The 23,153-nt window shown below is 61.0% G+C and carries 19 protein-coding genes and 1 tRNA gene; 13 read left to right on the top strand and 7 right to left on the bottom strand.

From position 1 onward, the window contains the following. The first annotated feature begins 2 nt into the window (after positions 1 to 2). Entirely contained in the window at positions 3 to 1,352 is a 1,350-nt protein-coding gene (locus AC0IYN_RS16865) for a CoA transferase (protein ID WP_471842343.1), read from the top strand. 97 nt (positions 1,353 to 1,449) lie between these two features. On the opposite strand, the gene AC0IYN_RS16860 is transcribed toward AC0IYN_RS16865, so the two are convergent. After that, the gene (locus tag AC0IYN_RS16860) at positions 1,450 to 2,313 is read right to left on the bottom strand and encodes a DNA-3-methyladenine glycosylase family protein (RefSeq protein ID WP_457267979.1); all 864 of its coding nucleotides are present in this window, start codon (positions 2,311 to 2,313) and stop codon (positions 1,450 to 1,452) included. Beyond that, complete coding sequence (gene arcD, locus AC0IYN_RS16855; protein ID WP_457240414.1) at positions 2,310 to 3,737, bottom strand: arginine-ornithine antiporter; 1,428 nt, start codon at positions 3,735 to 3,737, stop codon at positions 2,310 to 2,312. Before arcD (AC0IYN_RS16855) ends, AC0IYN_RS16860 begins: the two co-directional genes overlap by 4 nt. A gap of 448 nt (positions 3,738 to 4,185) precedes the next feature. Between arcD (AC0IYN_RS16855) and arcD (AC0IYN_RS16850) the strand changes: the two genes are divergently transcribed. The 12 genes from arcD (AC0IYN_RS16850) (at position 4,186) to AC0IYN_RS16795 (ending at position 18,618) form a co-directional block, all read left to right on the top strand. Then, positions 4,186 to 5,613, top strand: coding sequence for an arginine-ornithine antiporter (gene arcD, locus AC0IYN_RS16850; protein ID WP_406598746.1), 1,428 nt, complete (start codon positions 4,186 to 4,188; stop codon positions 5,611 to 5,613). Positions 5,614 to 5,646: 33 nt separating this feature from the next. Beyond that, the gene (gene arcA, locus AC0IYN_RS16845; protein ID WP_471842342.1) at positions 5,647 to 6,903 is read left to right on the top strand and encodes an arginine deiminase; all 1,257 of its coding nucleotides are present in this window, start codon (positions 5,647 to 5,649) and stop codon (positions 6,901 to 6,903) included. Positions 6,904 to 6,972: 69 nt separating this feature from the next. Beyond that, on the top strand, positions 6,973 to 7,983 hold the full coding sequence (locus AC0IYN_RS16840) for an ornithine carbamoyltransferase (RefSeq protein WP_071484378.1): 1,011 nt from the start codon (positions 6,973 to 6,975) through the stop codon (positions 7,981 to 7,983). 140 nt (positions 7,984 to 8,123) lie between these two features. Continuing rightward, positions 8,124 to 9,053 (top strand): carbamate kinase, encoded by a 930-nt coding sequence (gene arcC / locus AC0IYN_RS16835; protein WP_068935003.1) that lies wholly within the window; start codon positions 8,124 to 8,126, stop codon positions 9,051 to 9,053. Positions 9,054 to 9,071: 18 nt separating this feature from the next. Then, complete coding sequence (locus tag AC0IYN_RS16830) at positions 9,072 to 9,434, top strand: DUF5064 family protein (RefSeq protein WP_406598744.1); 363 nt, start codon at positions 9,072 to 9,074, stop codon at positions 9,432 to 9,434. Between the two features lie 184 nt (positions 9,435 to 9,618). After that, entirely contained in the window at positions 9,619 to 11,130 is a 1,512-nt protein-coding gene (locus tag AC0IYN_RS16825; RefSeq protein WP_406598743.1) for a sigma-54-dependent transcriptional regulator, read from the top strand. Between the two features lie 384 nt (positions 11,131 to 11,514). Next, a complete protein-coding gene (gcvH, locus tag AC0IYN_RS16820) occupies positions 11,515 to 11,898 on the top strand; it encodes a glycine cleavage system protein GcvH (RefSeq protein ID WP_124387957.1) in 384 nt (127 codons plus the stop codon). A gap of 10 nt (positions 11,899 to 11,908) precedes the next feature. After that, entirely contained in the window at positions 11,909 to 14,755 is a 2,847-nt protein-coding gene (gene gcvP / locus AC0IYN_RS16815; protein ID WP_457240502.1) for an aminomethyl-transferring glycine dehydrogenase, read from the top strand. Between the two features lie 132 nt (positions 14,756 to 14,887). Further along, entirely contained in the window at positions 14,888 to 16,264 is a 1,377-nt protein-coding gene (locus AC0IYN_RS16810; RefSeq protein WP_099494287.1) for an L-serine ammonia-lyase, read from the top strand. Positions 16,265 to 16,303: 39 nt separating this feature from the next. Then, positions 16,304 to 17,428 (top strand): glycine cleavage system aminomethyltransferase GcvT, encoded by a 1,125-nt coding sequence (gene gcvT, locus AC0IYN_RS16805; protein WP_457268039.1) that lies wholly within the window; start codon positions 16,304 to 16,306, stop codon positions 17,426 to 17,428. Positions 17,429 to 17,822: 394 nt separating this feature from the next. Further along, positions 17,823 to 18,035, top strand: coding sequence for a cold-shock protein (locus AC0IYN_RS16800; protein WP_003365337.1), 213 nt, complete (start codon positions 17,823 to 17,825; stop codon positions 18,033 to 18,035). Positions 18,036 to 18,129: 94 nt separating this feature from the next. Beyond that, on the top strand, positions 18,130 to 18,618 hold the full coding sequence (locus AC0IYN_RS16795; RefSeq protein WP_457240542.1) for an RDD family protein: 489 nt from the start codon (positions 18,130 to 18,132) through the stop codon (positions 18,616 to 18,618). A gap of 75 nt (positions 18,619 to 18,693) precedes the next feature. Here AC0IYN_RS16795 and nadA read toward each other — a convergent pair whose 3' ends face one another. The 5 genes from nadA to queE all read right to left on the bottom strand — a co-directional run bounded on the left by nadA (position 18,694) and on the right by queE (position 23,089). Beyond that, complete coding sequence (nadA, locus tag AC0IYN_RS16790) at positions 18,694 to 19,752, bottom strand: quinolinate synthase NadA (RefSeq protein ID WP_100492226.1); 1,059 nt, start codon at positions 19,750 to 19,752, stop codon at positions 18,694 to 18,696. Positions 19,753 to 20,008: 256 nt separating this feature from the next. Next, positions 20,009 to 21,295 (bottom strand): OmpP1/FadL family transporter, encoded by a 1,287-nt coding sequence (locus AC0IYN_RS16785; RefSeq protein WP_078050007.1) that lies wholly within the window; start codon positions 21,293 to 21,295, stop codon positions 20,009 to 20,011. Positions 21,296 to 21,611: 316 nt separating this feature from the next. Then, positions 21,612 to 21,687: transfer RNA gene (locus tag AC0IYN_RS16780), tRNA-Lys, on the bottom strand. A gap of 63 nt (positions 21,688 to 21,750) precedes the next feature. Then, a complete protein-coding gene (queC, locus tag AC0IYN_RS16775; protein WP_406598825.1) occupies positions 21,751 to 22,440 on the bottom strand; it encodes a 7-cyano-7-deazaguanine synthase QueC in 690 nt (229 codons plus the stop codon). Position 22,441: 1 nt separating this feature from the next. Beyond that, positions 22,442 to 23,089, bottom strand: a complete 648-nt coding sequence (gene queE / locus AC0IYN_RS16770; protein ID WP_010208116.1) for a 7-carboxy-7-deazaguanine synthase QueE — start codon at positions 23,087 to 23,089, stop codon at positions 22,442 to 22,444. Between the last annotated feature and the right edge of the window lie 64 nt (positions 23,090 to 23,153).

Raw genomic sequence — 23,153 nt, 5'->3', positions numbered from 1 at the left:
TGATGACTGACCTGCTGACCCCCATCCAAGCCGCACTCGATCTACCGCACACGCCACTGACCTATACCGAAGCCGGCGCCCTGCCCTCGACCTTCGCCGTGACTGAGCTGGCCAGCGCCAGCATCGGCGCTGCCGGCCAGGCGGTGGCGCAACTGATCCAGCAACAGACCGGGCGCCTGCCCAGCGTCAGCGTGGACCGGCGCCTCGCCTCCTTCTGGTTTTCTTCTTCGATCCGCCCGGTAGGCTGGGAAACACCGCCGCTGTGGGACCCGGTGGCCGGCGACTATGCCAGCGCCGATGGCTGGATTCGACTGCACACCAATGCGCCCCATCACCGCGCGGCGGCTGAGCGTGTGCTGGGCAAGGTGACCGACCGGGCCGAAATGGCCGTCAAGGTCGCCAAATGGAACGCCGCCGAACTGGAGCAGGCGCTTGTCGATGAAGGGGGTTGCGCCGCGCAGATGCGTGACTGGCAAGCCTGGCAGGCACATCCCCAAGGGCTGGCAGTGAATGCTGAGGAGCTGGTGCAGCGCCAGACCTTTGCAACCACCACCCACAAGCCCTGGCTCGGCTCGGTTGCGCGGCCACTGGCGGGCCTCAAGGTATTGGACCTGACCCGCGTGTTGGCCGGCCCGGTAGCCAGCCGCTTTCTCGCAGGCCTGGGCGCTGACGTGCTGCGCATCGATTCGCCCACCTGGAATGAGCCCGGCGTAGTACCGGAAATGACCCTGGGCAAACGCTGCGCCCGCCTGGATTTGAAAAGCCCCGAAGGTCGGCAGGTTTTCGAAAACCTACTCAAGGACGCCGACATCCTGTTCCACGGCTACCGCGCCGACGCCCTGGAGCAATTGGGCTACACCACTAGCGCCCTGCAAACCCTCGCCCCCGGCCTGATCGACGTGAGCCTCAACGCCTACGGTTGGAGCGGCCCGTGGCGCAACCGTCGTGGTTTCGACAGCTTGGTGCAGATGAGCAGCGGAATCGCCGCCGCCGGCATGGCCTGGAAACAGGCAGATAAACCGGTGCCCCTGCCGTTGCAGGCGCTGGATCACGCGACCGGGTATTTGATGGCAGCGAGTGCGATCCAGGCATTCAGTGAGCGGGTGAAAACCGGGCGGGGTGGTTCGGCGCGGTTGTCATTGGCGCGTACGGCGAAGTTGCTGGTAGAGGCGGGACAGGTGCCGGAGCAGCCAGCGTTGCGCGCCGAAGAGCCGACAGATCAAGGCCTGTTGGCGGAGCAGACAGCCTGGGGCCAGGCACATCGATTGTTGCCACCGGTCGCTATCAGCGGCACGCCGTTGCAGTGGGACTTACCAGCTGGGGAATTGGGTTCACACCGGCCTCAGTGGTGACCTGTAGGCCGCCATCGCCGGCAAGCCGGCTCCTACAGGAATTCACATTCCAACTGTAGGAGCCGGCTTGCCGGCGATGAGGCCGTTACAGGCACTCTCAATCCGCCCGCTGCAACGACGTCCACAAATGCTGCGCCGCATACGCCCGGAGCGGTCGCCAAGCCTCAGCCCGCGCCAACAACTGGCGCGCTGAAACCGGCCCACCTTCCAACGCCGCCAGGGCATTGATCAACCCGATATCCCCCGACGCAAATGCATCCACCTCGCGCATCTGGCGCATGGCGATGTACTGCGCGGTCCAGTCTCCAATGCCCGGCAACGCCACCAAGCGCGCCACACCGGCCTGGAGGCTGGCCTGGGGTTCGAACAATCGGGGATCATCCAGCAACGCCTGGGCCACACCCGACAAGGTCCGCCCACGCGCCTTGGGCATGCCCAGCGTCGCCAGGTCCGCCGCCGCCAACACCTCGGCGGCGGGGAACACATGGGTGATACCAACGTGCGGCGTTGCCAACGGCTGACCGTATTGCGCCACCAACTTACCCGCCAGACGAATCGCGGCCACCACGGTGATTTGCTGGCCCAGCACCGCGCGAATCGCCAGCTCCAGACCATCCCAGGTGCCCGGCACACGCAAGCCCGGACGCGCTGCGACCAGTTGCGCCATCAATGGGTCCGTCGCCAGTTGCGGGTTGATCAACTGGGGCTGGGCATCCAGATCGAACATCGTGCGCAGGCGCCGTTCGATCTCAGGCAACGCCGCCGGGTCTGGAAAATCCACCTCCACGTCTAGCCAATCGCCATCCCCCATTGCCACGCTGATCCAGCCGTACTGCCCGCCGAGGCTGATACTGCGCCGGTACGCCCCCGCCTCGACCGTCTCCATCCCGCCGATCGCCCGCGCCGACAGAAACCCCACCATCGCCGCCCAGTCGTAGGGTGGCTGATACGCCAGTCTCACAACGACAACACCCCGCTGTACAACCCATACGCCGCCAGCCCCGCGCCGGCGATCACGCAGCTGAAAATGCCTTTTTCCATGTGGGTAAACAAGGGTTGGTCCTGCTCACGCTTGGCGAGGGCAAACAGGATCACACCCGGCGCATACAACAGCGCCGACAGCAGCAGGTATTTCAAGCCCCCGGCGTAGAGCAGCCATACGGCGTAGCCGAGGGCAATCAGACCCACCAGCAGATCCTTCATGCGCTGGCCGTGGGCGCCGTCATAGGTTTCGCCGCGCCCGCTCAACAGCACCGCATAGGCCGCCGACCACAGGTACGGTACCAGGATCATCGACGAGGCGAGGTAGATCAGGGTGGTGTAGGTGCTGTGGGAAAACAGCGTGATCACCAGGAAGACCTGGATCATCACGTTGGTCAGCCACAGCGCATTGACCGGCACCTGGTTGGCGTTTTCCTTTTTCAAAAAGGCCGGCATGGTCTTGTCCTGGGCCGTGGCGTAGAGGATTTCCGCGCAGAGCAACGCCCAGGACAGCAAGGCGCCGAGCAGCGAAACCGCCAGGCCGATGCTGATCGCCATCGCGCCCCAGGGGCCGACGATGTGTTCGAGCACACCTGCCAGGGACGGGTTCTGCAAGTGCGCGAGTTCCGGCTGGCTCATGATCCCCAGGGACAACACATTCACCAGCACCAGCAGTGCCAGCACGCCCAGAAAACCGATGACCGTGGCGCGGCCCACGTCCGAGCGTTTCTCTGCGCGCGCCGAGTACACGCTGGCGCCCTCGATGCCGATAAACACAAATACGGTGACGAGCATCATGTTGCGCACCTGGTCCACCACGCTGCCGATAGTCGGGTTGCCCGCGCCCCAGATATCACGGGTGAAGATTTCGGCCTTGAATGCCACGCCGGCAATCACGATAAACATCAGCAGCGGCACGATCTTGGCCACGGTGGTGATCTGATTGATAAACGCGGCCTCCTTGATCCCACGCAACACCAGAAAATGCACGGCCCACAGCAGCAAGGACGCGCAGCCGATGGCCACCGGCGTGTTGCCCTGACCGAATATCGGAAAAAAATAACCAAGGGTGCTGAACAGCAACACGAAGTAACCCACGTTGCCCATCCAGGCGCTGATCCAGTAACCCCAGGCTGACGAAAAGCCCATGTAGTCGCCGAAGCCTGCCTTGGCATAGGCGTACACGCCCGAGTCCAATTCGGGTTTGCGGTTGGCCAGGGTCTGGAACACGAAGGCCAGGGTCAACATACCCACGGCGGTGATCGCCCAACCGATCAGCACGGCGCCCACCTCGGCGCGTGCGGCCATGTTCTGCGGCAACGAGAAAATCCCCCCGCCGATCATCGACCCCACTACCAGGGCGATCAGGGCACTGAGCCGAAGTTTCTGGGCGGGTTGGGACATGAACACTCCTGAATGAATAAAACGCTTTTAGCTGACAACTGTGCACTCAACTAATTAACCCAGCGAGTGTAGCGTTTATTAGAGACCGCGATAAACACGGCGCTAATAACCCAAGGGCATGACAGTTTATAGGGTTTAGGCTTATTTAGAATTTAAATACGGCAACTACTTTGTCGTGTATTGGCCACTTATTGTCGCCTGTATGAAAAGTTTGCACATGCGGGAAAACGGACTAGCTTAAAACGTCCACACGTAGCACTAAATGATTAACCAATACCGCAGGGATCGCTCTGGAAAGCCCCTTTGCGCGGAAAACCATTGCCCACGGCTTTGCACCCTAAGTCATTAATTCACAATGGAATGTGCCAATGAAGTGATCTGAGTCAGCTGTTTGATTAGCGCACGGATTTATTCTGTGGTCTCTCTTCTCCTGCATTGGAGTTATGCGATGTCTGAATCTCCCGGAAAACTTCGATTGGGCGCACTGGTTGCACTTGTCGTCGGCTCAATGATTGGCGGCGGGATCTTCTCACTGCCGCAAAATATGGCCGCCAGTGCCGATGTCGGCGCCGTGTTGATTGGTTGGGTGATTACCGCCATCGGCATGCTGACCCTCGCGTTTGTGTTCCAGACCCTCGCCAACCGCAAGCCCGACCTCGACGGCGGCGTGTATGCCTACGCCAAGGCCGGCTTCGGCGACTACATGGGCTTCTCTTCAGCCTGGGGCTACTGGATCAGCGCCTGGCTGGGCAACGTCGGTTATTTCGTGTTGCTGTTCAGCACCCTCGGTTACTTTTTCCCGATCTTTGGCGAAGGCAATACCCCGGCAGCGGTGATCGGCGCGTCGGTGCTGCTGTGGGCCGTGCATTTCCTGGTGCTGCGCGGCATCAAGGAAGCCGCATTCATCAACCTGGTGACCACCGTCGCCAAGGTCGTGCCACTGGTGCTGTTCGTGTTGATCGCGCTGTTTGCGTTCAAGCTGGAGATCTTCACCGCTGACATCTGGGGCGTGAAAAACCCCGACCTGGGCAGCGTGATGAACCAGGTGCGCAACATGATGCTGGTCACCGTGTGGGTGTTCATCGGCATCGAAGGCGCGAGCATCTTCTCCTCCCGCGCAGAAAAACGCTCCGACGTGGGCAAGGCCACGGTGATCGGTTTTATCACCGTGCTGTTGTTCCTGATGCTGGTGAACGTGCTGTCCCTGGGCATCATGACCCAACCGGAACTGGCCAAGCTGCAAAACCCATCGATGGCCGCCGTGTTGGAACACGTGGTGGGCCACTGGGGCGCGGTGCTGATCAGCGTCGGCCTGATCATCTCGCTGTTGGGAGCGCTGCTGTCGTGGGTGCTGCTGTGTGCGGAGATCATGTTCGCCGCCGCCAAGGACCACACCATGCCGGAGTTCCTGCGCAAGGAGAACGCCAACCATGTGCCGGCCAACGCCCTGTGGTTGACCAACGCGATGGTGCAGATATTCCTGGTGATCACGCTGTTTTCCGCCAGCACCTACCTGTCGCTGATCTACCTCGCCACCTCGATGATCCTGGTGCCTTACCTGTGGTCGGCGGCTTACGCATTACTGCTGGCCGTGCGCGGCGAGACCTACGAAAACGCCCTGCGCGAGCGCAAGAAAGACCTGTTCATCGGCGCCATCGCGCTGATCTACGCGGTCTGGCTGCTCTACGCCGGCGGCGTCAAATACCTGCTGTTGTCCGCCCTGCTGTATGCCCCCGGCGTGATTCTGTTCGCCAAGGCCAAGCATGAGTTGGGCAAACCGATTTTCACCCACGTCGAGAAGCTGATTTTCGCCGCAGTGGTCATTGGCGCCCTGGTGGCGGCCTATGGGCTCTACGACGGCTTCCTGACCCTGTAACACCTGAATCTTTTGTTCACTGGAGGATCTGTAATGACCACGGAAAAAGTGAAGTACGGCGTACATTCCGAAGCCGGCAAACTGCGCAAAGTCATGGTGTGCTCCCCAGGCTTGGCCCACCAGCGGCTGACCCCCAACAACTGCGATGAACTGCTGTTCGATGACGTGCTGTGGGTGGCCCAGGCCAAGCGCGACCACTTCGACTTTGTGACCAAGATGCGTGAGCGGGATATTGATGTGCTGGAAATGCACAACCTGCTGACCGACATCGTTGCCATCCCCGAAGCGCTGGGCTGGATCCTGGAGCGCAAGATCACCTCCAACACCGTGGGCCTGGGCCTGGTCGATGAAGTCAGCTCGTGGTTGCGCAGCCTGGAGCCGCGCAAAATCAGCGAGTTCCTGATTGGTGGCGTGTCGGCCGATGACCTGCCGAGCAGCTTCGGTGGCAAGACCATCGAGATGTTCCGCGACTTCCTCGGCCACGCCAGTTTCATCCTGCCGCCGCTGCCCAACACCCAGTTCACCCGCGACACCACCTGCTGGATCTACGGCGGCGTGACGCTCAACCCGATGTACTGGCCGGCGCGACGCCAGGAAACCCTGCTGGCCTCGGCCATCTACAAGTTCCACCCGGAGTTCACCAACGCCGACTTCCAGATCTGGTACGGCGACCCCGACCAGGAGCACGGCGCCGCCACCCTGGAAGGCGGCGACGTCATGCCAATCGGTAACGGTGTGGTGTTGATCGGCATGGGTGAGCGCTCGTCGCACCAGGCCATCGGCCAACTGGCGCGCAACCTGTTCAAGAACAAAGCCGTGGAACGCGTGATTGTTGCCGGCCTGCCTAAGTCCCGCGCGGCGATGCACCTGGACACCGTGTTCAGCTTCTGCGACCGCGACCTGGTCACCATCTTCCCCGAAGTGGTCAACCAGATCGTGCCGTTCACCCTGCGCCCGGATGAAAGCAAGCCACACGGCATCGACATCCAGCGCGAGAAAACCAACTTCCTCGAAACCGTCGCCGCAGCCCTCAACCTCAAGGCGCTGCGCGTCGTCGAAACCGGCGGCAACAGCTTCGCCGCCGAACGCGAGCAGTGGGACGACGGCAACAACGTGGTCGCCGTGGAGCCGGGTGTGGTGATCGGTTACGACCGCAACACCTACACCAACACCCTGCTGCGCAAGGCTGGTGTGGAAGTCATCACCATCAGCGCCGGCGAACTCGGCCGGGGCCGTGGCGGCGGCCACTGCATGACCTGCCCGATCATCCGCGACCCTATCGACTATTAATTTCCAGGCCTTGGCCGTCGCCCATAAGGCGCCGGCCAAGGGGATAACCTAAACAGAAGGAGATCCATCATGGCTTTCAACATGCGCAACCGCAGCCTGCTGTCGCTGATGCACCACACCACCCGCGAGCTGCACTACCTGCTGGACCTGTCCCGCGACCTCAAGCGCGCCAAATACACCGGCACCGAGCGTCCGCACCTGAAGGGCAAGAACATCGCGCTGATCTTCGAAAAAACCTCGACCCGCACCCGCTGCGCCTTCGAAGTCGCGGCCCATGACCAGGGTGCCCACGTCACCTACATCGACCCGGTGTCGTCGCAGATCGGCCACAAGGAAAGCATGAAAGACACCGCCCGCGTATTGGGCCGGATGTTCGACGCCATCGAGTACCGTGGCTTCGAACAGGAAATCGTCGAGGAGCTGGCCAAGTTCGCCGGCGTGCCGGTGTTCAACGGCCTCACTGCTGAATTCCACCCGACCCAAATGATCGCCGACACCCTGACCATGCGCGAGCACAGCGACAAACCGCTGCATGACATCAGCTACGCCTACCTGGGTGATGCACGCTACAACATGGGCAACTCGCTGCTGATGATCGGCGCCAAGCTGGGCATGGACGTGCGCATCGGTGCGCCGAAAGCCCTGTGGCCGCACGAAGATTTCATCAAGCAATGCCAGGCGTTTGCCGAAGAAAGCGGCGCGCGTATCACCATCACCGAAGACCCGAAGGAAGCGGTGAAAGGCGTGGACTTCATCCACACCGATATCTGGGTGTCCATGGGCGAGCCGGTGGAAGCGTGGGACGAGCGCATCGAGCAACTGCTGCCGTACCAGGTCAACGCCAAGATGATGAAAGCCTCGGGCAACCCGCGCGTGAAGTTCATGCACTGCCTGCCGGCGTTCCACAACAGCGAAACCAAGGTGGGCAAGGACATCGCCGCGCGTTATCCAAACCTGGCCAATGGCGTGGAAGTGACCGAGGAGGTGTTCGAGTCGCCGGCCAACATCGCCTTTGAGCAGGCGGAGAACCGCATGCATACCATCAAGGCGATTCTGGTGTCGGCTCTCGCAGATATCTGACGGATCTTCTGTAGGAGCTGGCTTGCCAGCGATAGCCATGTACCTGCCGACATCCCTGTTGGAGGTACAGGCCCTATCGCCGGCAAGCCGGCTCCTACATGGACCGTGTTGTTCATGAGCTTTCTAGAAGGACATTCTGTATGCGCATCGTCGTAGCCCTGGGCGGCAACGCCCTGCTCCGCCGTGGTGAACCCATGACGGCGGACAACCAACGCGCCAATATCCGCATCGCCACCGAACAGATCGCCAAGATCCATGCCGGCAACGAGCTGGTGATCGCTCACGGTAATGGTCCGCAAGTCGGCCTGCTGTCGTTGCAGGCGGCGGCCTACACTCAGGTCTCGCCGTACCCGCTGGATGTGCTCGGCGCCGAGACCGAAGGCATGATCGGCTACATCATCGAACAGGAACTGGGCAACCTGCTGGACTTCGAAGTGCCGTTCGCCACCCTGCTCACCCAAGTCGAAGTGGACGCCAAGGACCCGGCCTTCCAGAACCCGACCAAGCCCATCGGCCCGGTGTACTCCAAAGCCGAAGCTGAAAAACTCGCCGCCGAAAAAGGCTGGGCCATTGCCCCGGATGGCGACAAGTACCGCCGCGTGGTCGCCAGCCCACGGCCCAAACGCATCTTTGAAATCCGCCCGATCACGTGGCTGCTGGACAAAGGCAGTATCGTGATTTGTGCCGGCGGCGGCGGCATTCCGACGATGTACGGCGAGGACGGCAAGCTGCGCGGCATTGAAGCCGTGATCGACAAAGACCTGTGTTCGTCGCTGCTGGCCAGCCAACTGGAAGCCGATTTGCTGGTGATCGCCACTGACGTCAACGCCGCTTTTATCGATTTCGGCAAACCCACCCAGAAGGCCATTGGCCAGGCCCACCCCGACGACATGGAAAAACTCGGCTTCGCCGCCGGTTCCATGGGTCCCAAGGTCCAGGCCGCCTGCGAGTTCGCCCGCCAGACTGGCAAAACCGCCGTCATCGGTTCACTCTCGGACATCGAAGCCATCGTCCAGGGCAGCGCCGGTACGCGCATCAGCACGGCAACACCTGGCATCACCTATCTGTGAAGTAGAGGAGATACGCCTATGGCCACCTTTGAACCGGGTCACCTGCACGTTGAACGTCACGCGCTGAACAAGGATGACTACAGCTACAACCTGTGCATCGACTACGAAGTCAGCCAGGATCCCAAGGAAGGCAAGGGGATGCTGTTCAAGCTGCATGGCTCGGTGCAGGGCAAGGAGCTGAAGGAGGAGTTTTTCCTGCCCAAGGACCAGGCGTTCGACTTTGCCCGGCATGCGATGAACATCGCGCAGAAATACGGCATGCCGAAGATTGCCGTGTTGAACGGCTCGATGCACAAGCAGTACGACCTGATGTTCGAGGATGTGCGGCATCAACTGGATGTGAAGGCAGGCGATCCGGTCAAGCCCGAACACCTCGAATAACCCGATTTCCCAGGCACCAACAATCAAATGTGGGAGCGGGCTTGCTCGCGAATGCAGTGTGTCAGTCAGCAATTTTTTCACTGACCCACCGTATTCGCGAGCAAGCCCGCTCCCACATTTTTGATCTCCATCACCTGTCAGGCATACTGGCCACCCTCAGTACGCCAGAACCAACAACCGCACCATGCGTATCCACGTCAGCTTCATCGACCGCGTCGGCATTACCCAGGAAGTCCTGGCCCTGCTCGGTGGGCGCAATCTCAACCTGGATGCGGTGGAGATGGTGCCGCCCAACGTCTACATCGACGCACCGACCCTCAGCGCCGAGGTGCTTGAAGAACTGCGCGATGCCCTTTTCAGCGTGCACGGCGTACAGGCCGTCACCGTGGTGGACATCCTCCCCGGCCAACGCCGTCACCTGCAACTCGACGCCCTGTTGGCCGCCATGACCGACCCGGTGCTGGCGCTGGACAGTGCGGGCAAGATCCTGCTGGCCAACCCGGCGCTCATCGCCCTGTATGGGCGTGAGCCAGCCGGCGAAAGCATCAGCGAGCTGTTCAATGACCCGAAGCTACTCGACACCCTGCTGGAGCAAGGCTTCCGCTTGCCGCTGCGCGAGATCAGCGTCAACGGTCAGACCCTGCTCTTGGACGCCACGCCGATCACCGACGCCGGCGCCCTGCTCACCCTCTATCAGCCCAATCGCATCGGCGAACAACTGTCGGCGCTGCACCATGACCATGCCGAAGGCTTTGACGCGCTGCTCGGTGAATCCCCGGTCATCCGCACGCTAAAGGCTCGCGCGCAGCGGGTGGCGGCGTTGGATGCACCGTTGTTGATCCAGGGCGAAACCGGCACCGGCAAAGAGCTGGTGGCGCGTGCCTGCCATGCGATCAGCGCGCGCCACAGTGCACCCTTCCTGGCGTTGAACTGCGCGGCGCTGCCGGAAAACCTCGCGGAAAGCGAGTTGTTCGGTTATGCACCGGGCGCCTTTACCGGCGCACAACGCGGTGGCAAGCCGGGGCTGATGGAGCTGGCCAACCAGGGCACGGTGTTTCTGGATGAGATCGGTGAGATGTCGCCGTACTTGCAGGCCAAGCTGCTGCGGTTTCTCAACGACGGTAGCTTCCGGCGCGTGGGCGGGGACCGTGAAGTGAAGGTCAATGTGCGCATCCTCAGCGCCACCCACCGCGACCTGGAAAAAATGGTCAGCGAAGGCACCTTTCGCGAAGACCTGTTCTATCGCCTCAACGTGCTCAACGTCGAAGTACCGCCGTTGCGCGCACGCGGCCAGGACATCCTGTTGCTGGCCCGCTACTTCATGCAGCAGGCCTGCGCGCAGATCCAGCGCCCGGTCTGCCGCCTGGCGCCCGGTACTTACCCGGCGCTGCTGGGCAATCGCTGGCCAGGTAACGTGCGTCAACTGCAGAACGTGATCTTCCGTGCCGCTGCCATTTGCGAAAGCAGCCTGGTGGACATTGGCGACCTGGACATCGCCGGCACGTCAGTGGCGCGCCAGAGCGACGGTGAAATCGACAGCCTGGAGCAGGCGGTGGAAGACTTCGAGCGCAACCTGCTGGAAACGCTTTACACCAGCTACCCCTCGACCCGCCAACTGGCCAGCCGCTTGCAGACCTCCCACACGGCGATTGCCCACCGTCTGCGCAAGTACGGCATCCCTACCAATAAACCCTGACTGGAGCCCGGCTTGCCGGTGATGACGCCTGTGAGATCGCCATCGCCGGCAAGCCGGACTCCTACGAGGAATGCGTTGCAGATTTCAGGCGTGCATTGTGAATTTTGGTCTGAGAACGACATCGGCCGTACTGAAAGCGCTACAGTGGAACGATATCGCTACAGCCTTGTTTTTTGCGCGCCATGCAAGGCTTTGATCCACATAGGCTTTTTTTCAGGTGCTCGATTGTAGCGAAATCGCTACAGCCCATCGGTATATCGTCATAACCATTTTATTTAACTCGTTGATTTATAACGACTTAACAACCTTGGCCGCGATATTGCTAAGCAACTCCCCATTATTCCAATCCCGTCCACCAGACGAATCTGGTCCCGAGGAGTTTCCATGAGCGAGTTGCGTTTCACTGAAGATCACGAATGGCTGCGCGCCGAAGCTGACGGCAGCGTCACCGTGGGTATCACCGCTTTCGCGCAGAACGCGCTGGGTGATGTGGTTTTCGTGCAACTGCCGGAGTTGCAGGCCTATGACAAGGGTGCCGAGGCGTCCACCGTTGAGTCGGTCAAAGCGGCCAGCGGCGTCTACATGCCTTTGGACGGTGAAGTCCTTGAAGTGAACGACAAGTTGGATGCCAGCCCGGAGCTGGTCAACGAAGACCCGATGGGCGAAGGTTGGTTCTTCCGCTTTAAACCGGCCGATGCTGGTGCGGTCGCTAAACTGTTGGATCAGGACGCGTATGACCGCCTGATCAAAGCCAACGCTGAAGCCTGAGGAGCGCGCCATGTCTATCAACATCAGCACCGCCAACGAATTCATCGCCCGCCACATCGGCCCGCGCCAGGAAGACGAGCAGCACATGCTCGCCAGCCTGGGCTTCGACTCCCTGGAAGCCCTGAGCGCCAGCGTGATCCCGGAAAGCATCAAGGGCACCAGCGTGCTCGGCCTGGAAGACGGCCTGAGCGAGGCCGAGGCCCTGGCCAAGATCAAGGCCATCGCCGGCAAGAACCAACTGTTCAAGACCTACATCGGCCAGGGCTACTACAACTGCCACACGCCGTCGCCGATCCTGCGCAACCTGCTGGAAAACCCGGCCTGGTACACCGCCTACACCCCGTACCAGCCAGAAATCTCCCAAGGCCGCCTGGAAGCGCTGCTGAACTTCCAGACCCTGATCAGCGACCTCACCGGCCTGCCGATCGCCAACGCCTCCTTGCTCGACGAAGCCACCGCCGCCGCCGAAGCCATGACCTTCTGCAAGCGCCTGAGCAAGAACAAGGGCAGCAATGCCTTCTTCGCTTCGGTCCACAGCCACCCGCAGACCCTCGACGTGCTGCGTACCCGTGCCGAGCCCTTGGGCATCGACGTGGTGGTGGGCGATGAACGTGAACTGACCGACGTCAGCCCGTTCTTCGGCGCTCTGCTGCAGTACCCGGCCAGCAACGGTGACGTGTTCGACTACCGCGCACTGACCGAGCGCTTCCACGCCGCCAATGCCTTGGTGGCCGTGGCCGCCGACCTGCTCGCCCTGACCCTGCTGACCCCACCGGGTGAGTTCGGCGCCGACGTGGCCATCGGCAGCGCGCAACGCTTTGGCGTACCGCTGGGCTTTGGTGGCCCGCACGCGGCGTATTTCTCCACCAAGGATGCGTTCAAGCGTGACATGCCGGGCCGTCTGGTCGGTGTGTCCGTGGACCGTTTCGGCAAGCCGGCCTTGCGCCTGGCCATGCAGACCCGCGAGCAACATATCCGCCGCGAGAAAGCCACGTCGAATATCTGCACCGCCCAGGTGCTGCTGGCGAACATCGCCAGCATGTACGCCGTGTACCACGGTCCCAAAGGCCTGACCCAGATTGCCCAGCGTGTGCACCAGCTGACCGCGATCCTGGCCAAGGGCCTGACCGCCCTGGGCTTGAAGGTCGAGCAGGAAAACTTCTTCGACACCATCACCCTCAACACCGGCGCCAACACTGCCGCGCTGCACGACAAGGCCCGCGCCCAGCGCATCAACCTGCGTGTGGTAGACGCCGAGCGTCTGGGTGTGTCGGTGGACGAAACCACCACCCAGGCCGACATTGAAACCCTGTGGGCGATCTTCGCCGACGGCAAGGCCCTTCCGGACTTCGCCGCCAGCGTGGACAGCACCCTGCCGGCCGCGCTGCTGCGCCAGTCGCCAGTCCTCAGCCACCCGGTGTTCAACCGCTATCACTCCGAAACCGAGCTGATGCGCTACCTGCGCAAGCTGGCCGACAAGGACCTGGCACTGGACCGCACCATGATCCCGCTGGGCTCGTGCACCATGAAGCTCAACGCTGCCAGCGAAATGATCCCGGTAACCTGGGCCGAGTTCGGTGCCCTGCACCCCTTCGCCCCGGCCGAACAAAGCGCCGGCTACCTAGAGCTGACCTCCGACCTGGAAGCCATGCTCTGCGCCGCCACCGGTTATGACGCGATCTCGCTGCAACCGAACGCCGGTTCCCAAGGTGAATACGCCGGCTTGCTGGCCATTCGTGCCTATCACCAGAGCCGTGGCGATGAGCGCCGCGACATCTGCCTGATCCCCTCGTCGGCCCACGGCACCAACCCGGCCACCGCCAACATGGCGGGCATGCGCGTCGTCGTGACGGCCTGTGACGCCCGTGGCAACGTGGACATTGAAGACCTGCGCGCCAAGGCCATCGAGCACCGCGACCACCTCGCGGCATTGATGATCACCTACCCGTCCACCCACGGTGTGTTCGAGGAAGGCATCCGCGAAATCTGCGGCATCATCCACGACAACGGCGGCCAGGTGTACATCGACGGCGCCAACATGAACGCGATGGTCGGCCTGTGCGCACCGGGCAAGTTCGGCGGCGACGTGTCCCACCTGAACCTGCACAAGACCTTCTGCATCCCTCACGGCGGTGGCGGCCCGGGCGTTGGCCCGATTGGCGTCAAGTCGCACCTCACGCCGTTCTTGCCTGGCCACGCGGCCATGGCGCGCAAGGAAGGCGCGGTGTGTGCAGCGCCGTTCGGCAGCGCGAGTATTTTGCCGATCACCTGGATGTACATCAGCATGATGGGCGGCGCAGGCCTCAAGCGCGCTTCGCAGCTGGCGATCCTGAATGCCAACTACATTTCCCGTCGCCTGGAAGAACACTACCCAGTGCTCTACACCGGCAGCAACGGCCTGGTGGCGCACGAATGCATCCTCGACCTGCGCCCACTGAAGGACAGCAGCGGCATCAGCGTGGACGACGTGGCCAAGCGCCTGATCGACTTCGGCTTCCACGCGCCGACCATGTCGTTCCCGGTGGCCGGCACCTTGATGATCGAGCCGACCGAAAGCGAATCCAAGGAAGAACTGGACCGCTTCTGCAACGCGATGATTGCCATCCGCGAAGAAATCCGCGCGGTGGAAAACGGCACCTTGGACAAGGACGACAACCCGCTGAAGAACGCGCCGCACACCGCTGCTGAATTGGTTGGCGAGTGGTCGCACCCTTACAGCCGCGAACAGGCTGTGTACCCGGTAGCGTCGCTGATCGAAAGCAAGTACTGGCCTCCGGTGGGTCGTGTCGACAACGTGTTTGGCGATCGCAACCTGGTGTGCGCCTGCCCGTCGATCGAGAACTACCAGGAAGCGTAATGCAACCTTCCCTGTAGGAGCCGGCTTGCCGGCGATGGCGGCCTTGAGGCCCTCATCGCCGGCAAGCCGGCTCCTACAAGATCGGGTGCACCCGTGAATGCGTGCCCAATAATAAGAAACCGGAGAACAACCATGTCTTTAAGCGTGTTCGACCTGTTCAAGATTGGCATCGGCCCCTCCAGTTCCCACACCGTCGGCCCGATGCGCGCCGCCGCCCGATTCGTCGAGGGCCTCAAGCGCGACAACCTGCTGGGCACCACCACCAGCATCAAGGTGGAACTCTATGGCTCGCTCGGCGCCACCGGCAAAGGCCACGGCAGTGACAAGGCCGTGCTGCTTGGGCTGGAAGGCGAACACCCGGACACCGTGAATACCGAAACCGTGGCCACCCGCCTGGCGCAGATGCGCAAGGACGGCCGCCTGAATCTGCTCGGTGAACACAGCATTGCGTTCAACGAGAAAGAACACCTGGCGATGATTCGCAAACCCCTCGCCTACCATCCCAATGGCATGATTTTCCGTGCCTTCGACGCCGCCAATATCCAGATCCGCAGCCGCGAGTACTACTCGGTCGGTGGTGGATTTGTGGTGGATGAAGACGCCGCCGGCGCCGACAGGATTGTCGAGGACGCCACACCGCTGACCTTCCCCTTCAAGCATGCCAAAGACCTCCTCGGCCACTGCACCACCTACGGGCTGTCCATCAGCCAGGTGATGCTGACCAACGAGAGCGCCTGGCGCCCGGAGGCGGAAACCCGCGCCGGGCTGCTGAAAATCTGGCAAGTGATGCAGGACTGTGTGGACGCCGGCTGTCGCAACGAAGGGATTCTGCCCGGCGGCTTGAAGGTCAAGCGTCGCGCCGCGGCCCTGCATCGCCAGTTGTGCAAACACCCGGAGTCGGCGCTGCGCGATCCTCTGTCGGTGCTGGATTGGGTCAACCTCTACGCCCTGGCGGTCAACGAGGAAAACGCCAACGGCGGGCGCGTGGTCACGGCGCCGACCAACGGGGCCGCCGGGATCGTGCCGGCGGTGCTGCATTACTACATGCGCTTTATCCCGGGTGCGAATGAAGACGGCGTGGTGCGCTTCCTGCTCACCGCCGCCGCCATCGGCATTTTGTACAAGGAAAACGCGTCGATCTCCGGTGCCGAAGTCGGCTGCCAGGGTGAAGTCGGCGTGGCCTGCTCCATGGCCGCCGGCGCGCTGTGCGAAGTGTTGGGCGGCAGTGTTTCCCAAGTGGAAAACGCCGCCGAAATCGGCATGGAACACAACCTCGGCCTGACCTGCGACCCGATTGGCGGGCTGGTGCAGGTGCCCTGTATCGAGCGCAACGCCATGGGCTCGGTCAAGGCTATCAATGCGGTGCGCATGGCGTTGCGTGGTGACGGGCAGCACTTCGTCTCGCTGGACAAGGTCATCCGCACCATGCGCCAGACCGGCGCCGACATGAAAAGCAAATACAAGGAAACCGCCCGTGGCGGTTTGGCGGTCAACATTATCGAGTGCTGACGCCCAACGGCGCGCCAGCACGTTTTTCAGGAGCTGAATATGTCCACCGAAACCCTGTTGAAAACTCCATTGCACGCCCTGCACATCGAACTGGGCGCACGCATGGTGCCCTTCGCCGGCTACGACATGCCGGTGCAATACCCACTGGGCGTGATGAAAGAACACCTGCACACCCGTGATCAGGCCGGGCTGTTCGACGTGTCCCACATGGGCCAGATCCGCCTGACGGGCGCAAACGCCGCCAAGGCCCTGGAGACCTTGGTGCCGGTCGACATCATCGACCTGCCGGTCGGCATGCAGCGCTATGCGATGTTCACCAATGACCAGGGTGGCATTCTCGACGACCTGATGGTGGCGAACCTGGGCAACGACGAGCTGTTCCTGGTGGTCAACGCCGCTTGCAAGGACCAGGACCTCGCGCACCTGCGTCAGCATATCGGCGACCAGTGCACCATCGAGCCGTTGTTCGAAGAGCGCGCCCTGCTGGCCCTGCAGGGTCCGGCGGCGGTCAAGGTGCTGGCGCGACTGGCGCCGGAAGTCACCAAGATGACCTTTATGCAGTTCGCTTCCCTGCGCTTGCTGGGCGTGGACTGCTACGTCAGCCGTTCGGGCTACACCGGTGAGGACGGCTTTGAAATCTCCGTGCCCGCCGCCAACGCCGAAAGCCTGGCCCGCAGCCTGCTGGCCGAGACCGAAGTGCAGGCCATCGGCCTGGGCGCCCGCGATTCGCTGCGCCTGGAAGCCGGCCTGTGCCTGTACGGCCACGACATGAACACCGACACCACACCGATCGAAGCCAGCCTGCTGTGGGCAATCTCCAAGGCCCGCCGCGCCGACGGCGCGCGCGCTGGCGGCTTCCCAGGTGCAGACAAGATCTTCACCCAGCAGCAAGCCGGTGTGAGCCGCAAACGCGTAGGCCTGTTGCCACAGGAGCGCACGCCGGTGCGTGAAGGCGCGGAGATCGTCGACGCAGACGGCACCGTGATCGGCAGTGTGTGCAGCGGTGGTTTCGGCCCGACATTGGGCGGCCCGCTGGCAATGGGTTACCTGGACAGTGCATTTATCGCACTGGACACCGAAGTCTCTGCGCTGGTGCGTGGGAAAAAGGTGCCACTTCGTGTAAGTAAAATGCCATTTGTACCGCAACGTTACTTCCGCGGCTGAGTGGATGTTTCTATAAGTAACGCGGTTGCGTTAACGTGCACTAATCTGTAACGCAACCGCCATAAAACAGTGCACTGCCGATAGTCTTCCTTATAAGGGCCAACCTATAACAAGTGATCAACTCTATCGAATAAGTGGGGATCCACAACAGTCACCCAAGTGTCATAAGCCCCAGCAAACGCTGGGCTTTTGGCAGGGCTTGTTTTTTCTCTATTAGTTGGCGTAGAGTTTGCCCACTGTGTTTGCATGGGTCGCTTGGAACCTGGACCTGGGCAGTAGCTGAAGTAGTTGCGCTACAACCCGTTCGACGTCTCTTACTTTCCTGCAACCCAGCCCAGTACTCTTTCATGCGAAAGGGGCTGTCATTAATTTTTAGCGTCAAGGAAATAAGAAAATGGCTGAACGTCAGAGCGGTACCGTCAAGTGGTTTAACGACGAGAAAGGGTTTGGTTTTATCACTCCAGAAAGCGGTCCGGATCTGTTCGTGCATTTCCGCGCTATTCAGGGCAACGGCTTCAAGAGCCTGAAAGAAGGCCAGAAAGTGACGTTCGTTGCTGTGCAAGGCCAAAAAGGCATGCAGGCTGACGAAGTACAAGCAGAAGGCTGATCCCTCCTGCGACAAAAAGCCCCTGATGGTGACATCAGGGGCTTTTTTATGTGCGTTTGCTCGTAAAATGGCTTTTTAACAAGAGAGCCCTGCCATGTCAAAACCCCTGCTGAGCCCCCAAGGCGAGTTCCCCGCCGTTGGCCTGGGCCGTCGCCTGGCAGCGATGTTCTATGACTTCCTGTTGTGCACTGCCCTGCTGATCGTCACGGCGTTTATCTACAAGCTGATCTGGATCGCGTTTGTCGGCGAGGCGAAGATGCGCACCCTCACCGAATCCGGCGCGCTGGACGGCGATCCGTTGCTGTCGACGATCCTATTGTTTGTACTGTTTGGTTTCTTCGCCAAGTTCTGGACCCATTCCGGGCAGACCCTGGGCATGCAGGTGTGGGGCGTGCGCGTACAGAACGCTGACGGCACGCGCATCAGCCTGTGGCAGGCGCTGTTGCGCTTTGTGGTGTCGATTGCGTCGTGGTTGTGCGTGGGGCTGGGGTTTATCTGGTCGCTGTTTGATAAGCGCAAACGCAGCTGGCATGACATCTATTCCGACAGCCAGCTGGTTCGTATCCCCAAACAGAAAAAGTAACCGCTTTGTAGGAGCCGGCTTGCCGGCGATGGCGATCTTAAGGACGCCATTGCCGGCAAGCCGGCTCCTACAAGGTTAGGCGTTGCCGGCGAGCTTGAGGCGGGCAGCCTGGGTGAAATCCAGCATGCGCTTGAGCGGGCGCACCGCGTGGGGGATCACGGACGGCTCGACGAAGATCTCGTTGCTGCCCTCACGCAGGCACTGCAGCGTGCGCTCCAGGGTGTTCATCGCCATCCACGGGCAATGTGCACAACTGCGGCACGCGGCGCCGTTGCCGGCAGTAGGCGCCTCGACGAAGACCTTGTCCGGGCACAGCTGCTGCATCTTGTAGAAGATGCCACGGTCGGTGGCGACGATGAAGGTCTTGTTCGGCAGGCGCTGGGCAGCGGCAATCAGCTGGCTGGTCGAACCCACGGCGTCCGCCAGTTCGATCACTGCCGTCGGCGACTCAGGGTGCACCAGGATGGCGGCATCCGGGTACAGCGCCTTCATGTCCTCCAACTGCTTGGACTTGAACTCTTCGTGGACGATGCAGGCACCGTCCCACAGCAGCATATCGGCACCGGTCTGGCGCTGGATGTAGGTGCCCAGGTGCTTGTCCGGCCCCCAGATGATCGTCTCGCCGTTGTCCATCAGGCTTTCGACGATTTCCAATGCACAACTGGAAGTCACCACCCAATCCGCCCGGGCTTTGACCGCCGCGGACGTGTTGGCGTAGACCACCACGGTGCGCTCGGGATGCTGGTCGCAGAACGCCGAAAACTCATCGACCGGGCAACCCAGGTCCAGGGAGCACGTGGCTTCCAGGGTCGGCATGAGGATGCGTTTTTCGGGGGTGAGGATCTTGGCGGTCTCGCCCATGAAACGCACGCCAGCGACCAGCACGGTCTTGGCCGGGTGGGCGGCGCCGAAGCGCGCCATTTCCAGGGAATCGGAGACACAGCCACCGGTTTCTTCGGCCAGGGCCTGGATTACCGGGTCACAATAAAAGTGGGCAACCAGCACCGCGTCCTGAGCCTTGAGCTCGGCGGCGATGGCGGTACGCAAGCTCGCCTCTTCGTCAGCGCTGAGAGCCTTGGGCTGCTTGGCGTCGAGATGGGCTTGAACCAGAAGGCGTTCGGAAATTTGCGTCATGTTCGCAAGACCTGCAGGCGCAGTTGCGCGAAAGTCGAGTGTACCACCGGCTCTGGAGCCCTTCGGGCGCCGCCGGACGAAGTGATTGTGTTCATCAAGCACGGGTTAAAGTGAAGCTGCGCAAGGCTACAGAATATCCAAGGGTTTCAAAAGCCAAATCTGGAATTCACCGGCGTATCTGTCGGGCAAAAAAAAGGGAAACGCCAGGGCTAGCGTTTCCCTTTTTTACAACAGGCTCTTTGCTGTTTCGCAGAGATCAGAAGCGGTAAGTCACCGACCCACCAAAGCCATTGGCGCTGTTTTCATATTTGGCATCGTAGGTCAGGCCAACCTGGGACAGGTTCTGTCGCACCTTGATCGGTTCTTCCTTGAGGTAGGAATACGCCACGTCGAAGGTCAGGTTGTCGACGGGCGTCCAGCCCGCGCCCAGGCTGAACACCGTGCGGTCACCCGTAGGAATCCGCACGGAGCGGTCGGTGTTGTTGGTCGGCGTCTGATCCACCGAGAAACCGGTGCGCAGCACCAGCTCTTTGTTGACCCGGTACGCCGCGCCGATGGCGTGGGACCAGGTGTCATGCCAGTGCTGTTGCTCGGTGATCGAGCCCAGGCCGCCGAATTGAGCGGTGAGGTCGGAGACACCGTCGTTGTTGATGGTGATCTTCTTCAACTGGCTCCAACGCGTGTAGGTGCTGCCGAGGTAAAGGGTCCAATCGTCATTCAATTGATGGGTGACCGAGAAATCCACGGACGAAGGCGTGGTCACGTCCAGGCTGGCGTCATACTTCTGCGGCCCGCCGTCGAATGCATCGGAAATCAAGCCGGACGCATGGGTCTTGCCGCTGAGGTGATACACCACCTGCGAGTGGTAGGTCACGCCAATGCGCGTGCTGTCGAGGGGTTGCACGAGGATACCGGCGTTGAACCCGGTGGCGTTGTCATCACCTTTGACTTTCACGCTTTCGCCAGCGCCGCCACCCAGTGGCACATTGGAATCCAGCTCGCCGCTGATGCGGTTGAAGGTCGGGCCAAAGCCTACCGAAATCTTGTCGTTGAACGCGTAGCTGACGGTGGGCTGCACGGTAATGACCGACACCTTGCTCTTGTTGCCAAAGCCATTGCCCTGGAAGCTGTGCTCATAGTCGGTCACCAAGCCGAACGGCGCGTAGATGCCCAGGCCGAACGCCCAGTGTTCATCGATGGGCGTGACCAGGTAGCCCATTGGCACGGCAATGCCGGGCACCATGTCGCCCTTGTTGGTGCCTGGGTTGTTGGCACCGAACTGCGAGGAGCTGGCGTCCTTGATGTTGGTTTTGGCATCGAGGTAAGTCGCGCCGAGGCTGACTTCATTCTGCTTCAGGCGCGACATGCCGGCGGGGTTGCCGAACACTGTACTGGCGTCTTCGGCCGAGGAGGAGCGACCCGCGTAGCCCGTGCCCATTGAACTGATGCTTTGTTCATTGAGCGCGAAACCACCGGCAAGCAGTTGGGTTGAGGCAAGGGAAACGGCGAGCGCCAAGGCGCCTTTAAGAGTTTTGTTATTCATTATTAGGACTCGAATTGTGGGGCAGCGACGAGGAAGCTACCAACGTTCGAGCGAGTGGTTTATGAAGAGTTTTTCATGCGGGTGATTGTCGGACAATCCTAGGAAATTCAAAGACTTTAGCTGTTTTTCATCCCCAATAATGACCTTGAAGCCTGATCATGACCCATTGGTTTTGAACAGAGCCTGACAATGGCTCGGATACAAAAAACCCCAGGCACTTCGTATGCCTGGGGCTTTCTCTGTATTCCAACAGGCAAAAAAAAACCCGGAAATCCTCACTTGCGTGGGCCTTCCGGATTTTCTAAACCGCCAAAAATGGTGGGTCGTGTGGGATTCGAACCTACGACCAATTGGTTAAAAGCCAACTGCTCTACCAACTGAGCTAACGACCCGCTGTGTGGTGGCGCGTATAATACTGATTTCTAAGGATTATTCAACACCTTATTTGAAATAAATCAGAAATAACGCGTTGGGTCAGTAATTCCGGCGGCTTGGAAGCCTTCTGCACGCAGTCGGCAGCTGTCGCATTTCCCACAAGCACGGCCGTCATCGTCTGCCTGATAGCAGGAAACAGTCAGCGAATAATCGACGCCAAGTCCTATGCCCGCCTTCACGATATCGGCCTTGCTGAGGTTTTGCAGCGGCGCCAGGATACGGAAGCCCTGCCCTTCTACACCGGCCTTTGTCGCCAGGTTGGCCATGCGCTCGAACGACTCGACAAACTCCGGGCGGCAGTCCGGGTAGCCGGAATAATCCACCGCGTTGACGCCGATAAAGATATCGCGGGCGTTGAGCACTTCTGCCCAGCCAAGGGCGAGGGACAGGAACACGGTGTTACGCGCAGGCACGTAAGTCACCGGGATGCCTTCGCCGGGGGTTTCCGGCACATCGATGCTGCTGTCGGTCAGGGCGGAGCCGCCAATACCGTTGAGGTTCAGGCCGATCACCTTGTGTTCGACCACCCCCATGTCACGGGCGACACGGGCAGCCGCGTTCAGTTCGGCGCGGTGACGCTGGCCGTAGTCGAAGCTCATGGTGTAGCAGCTATAGCCTTGCGCTTGCGCCATGGCAACCACCGTGGCGGAGTCGAGACCGCCAGACAGCAGGATTACCGCGCGTTTTTGATCCGTGGTGTGTTCAGTCATATCAGCGTCCTGGCTCGTCGTTCCAAAGGTATTTATGCAGCTGCAGTTGCAGGCGCACCGGTAGGTTGTCCGCGACCACCCAATCGGCGAGGTCACGGGCATTCAAGTCATGGTGGCTGGGTGAAAACAGCACTTCACCCGCGCGACGGTCCAACCCGTATTGAATCAGCTTGGAATTCGCCCAGTCGTAGTCATCGCGCGAACAGATAACAAACTTGACCTGGTCATTGGCCGTCAGCAGCTCGATGTTCTCGTAGCGATTGCGGTGCGCTTCCTTGGAGTCGGGGGTCTTGAGGTCGACCACGCGGCTGACACGGGGATCGACCGCTGAGATGTCCAGGGCGCCACTGGTCTCCAGGGAAACCTCGTAGCCGGCATCACACAGCTGCTTGAGCAACGGGATGGCATTGGGCTGGGCCAACGGCTCGCCGCCGGTCACACAGACGTAGCGCGGCTTATAGCCGGCGACCTGCTCCAGAATGTCATCGAGGGTGCGCACCGTGCCGCCACTGAAGGCGTAGGCGCTGTCACAGTATTGGCAACGCAAAGGGCAACCGGTCAGGCGCACAAATACTGTGGGCAGGCCAGCCGTCCGCGTTTCACCCTGCAACGAGTAAAAAACTTCGGTAATACGTAATGTGTCTTGCATAGTCGCCACGGGCGTAACAGCTAAACAGGCTGTCCGCCTCCGTCAGGCACTTCGAGGGACCCCG

It is taken from the genome of Pseudomonas sp. AC112 (assembly GCF_979253545.1).
The sequence above is the reverse complement of the archived record's forward strand: the minus strand, read 5'-3'. Positions and strand labels throughout refer to the sequence as shown.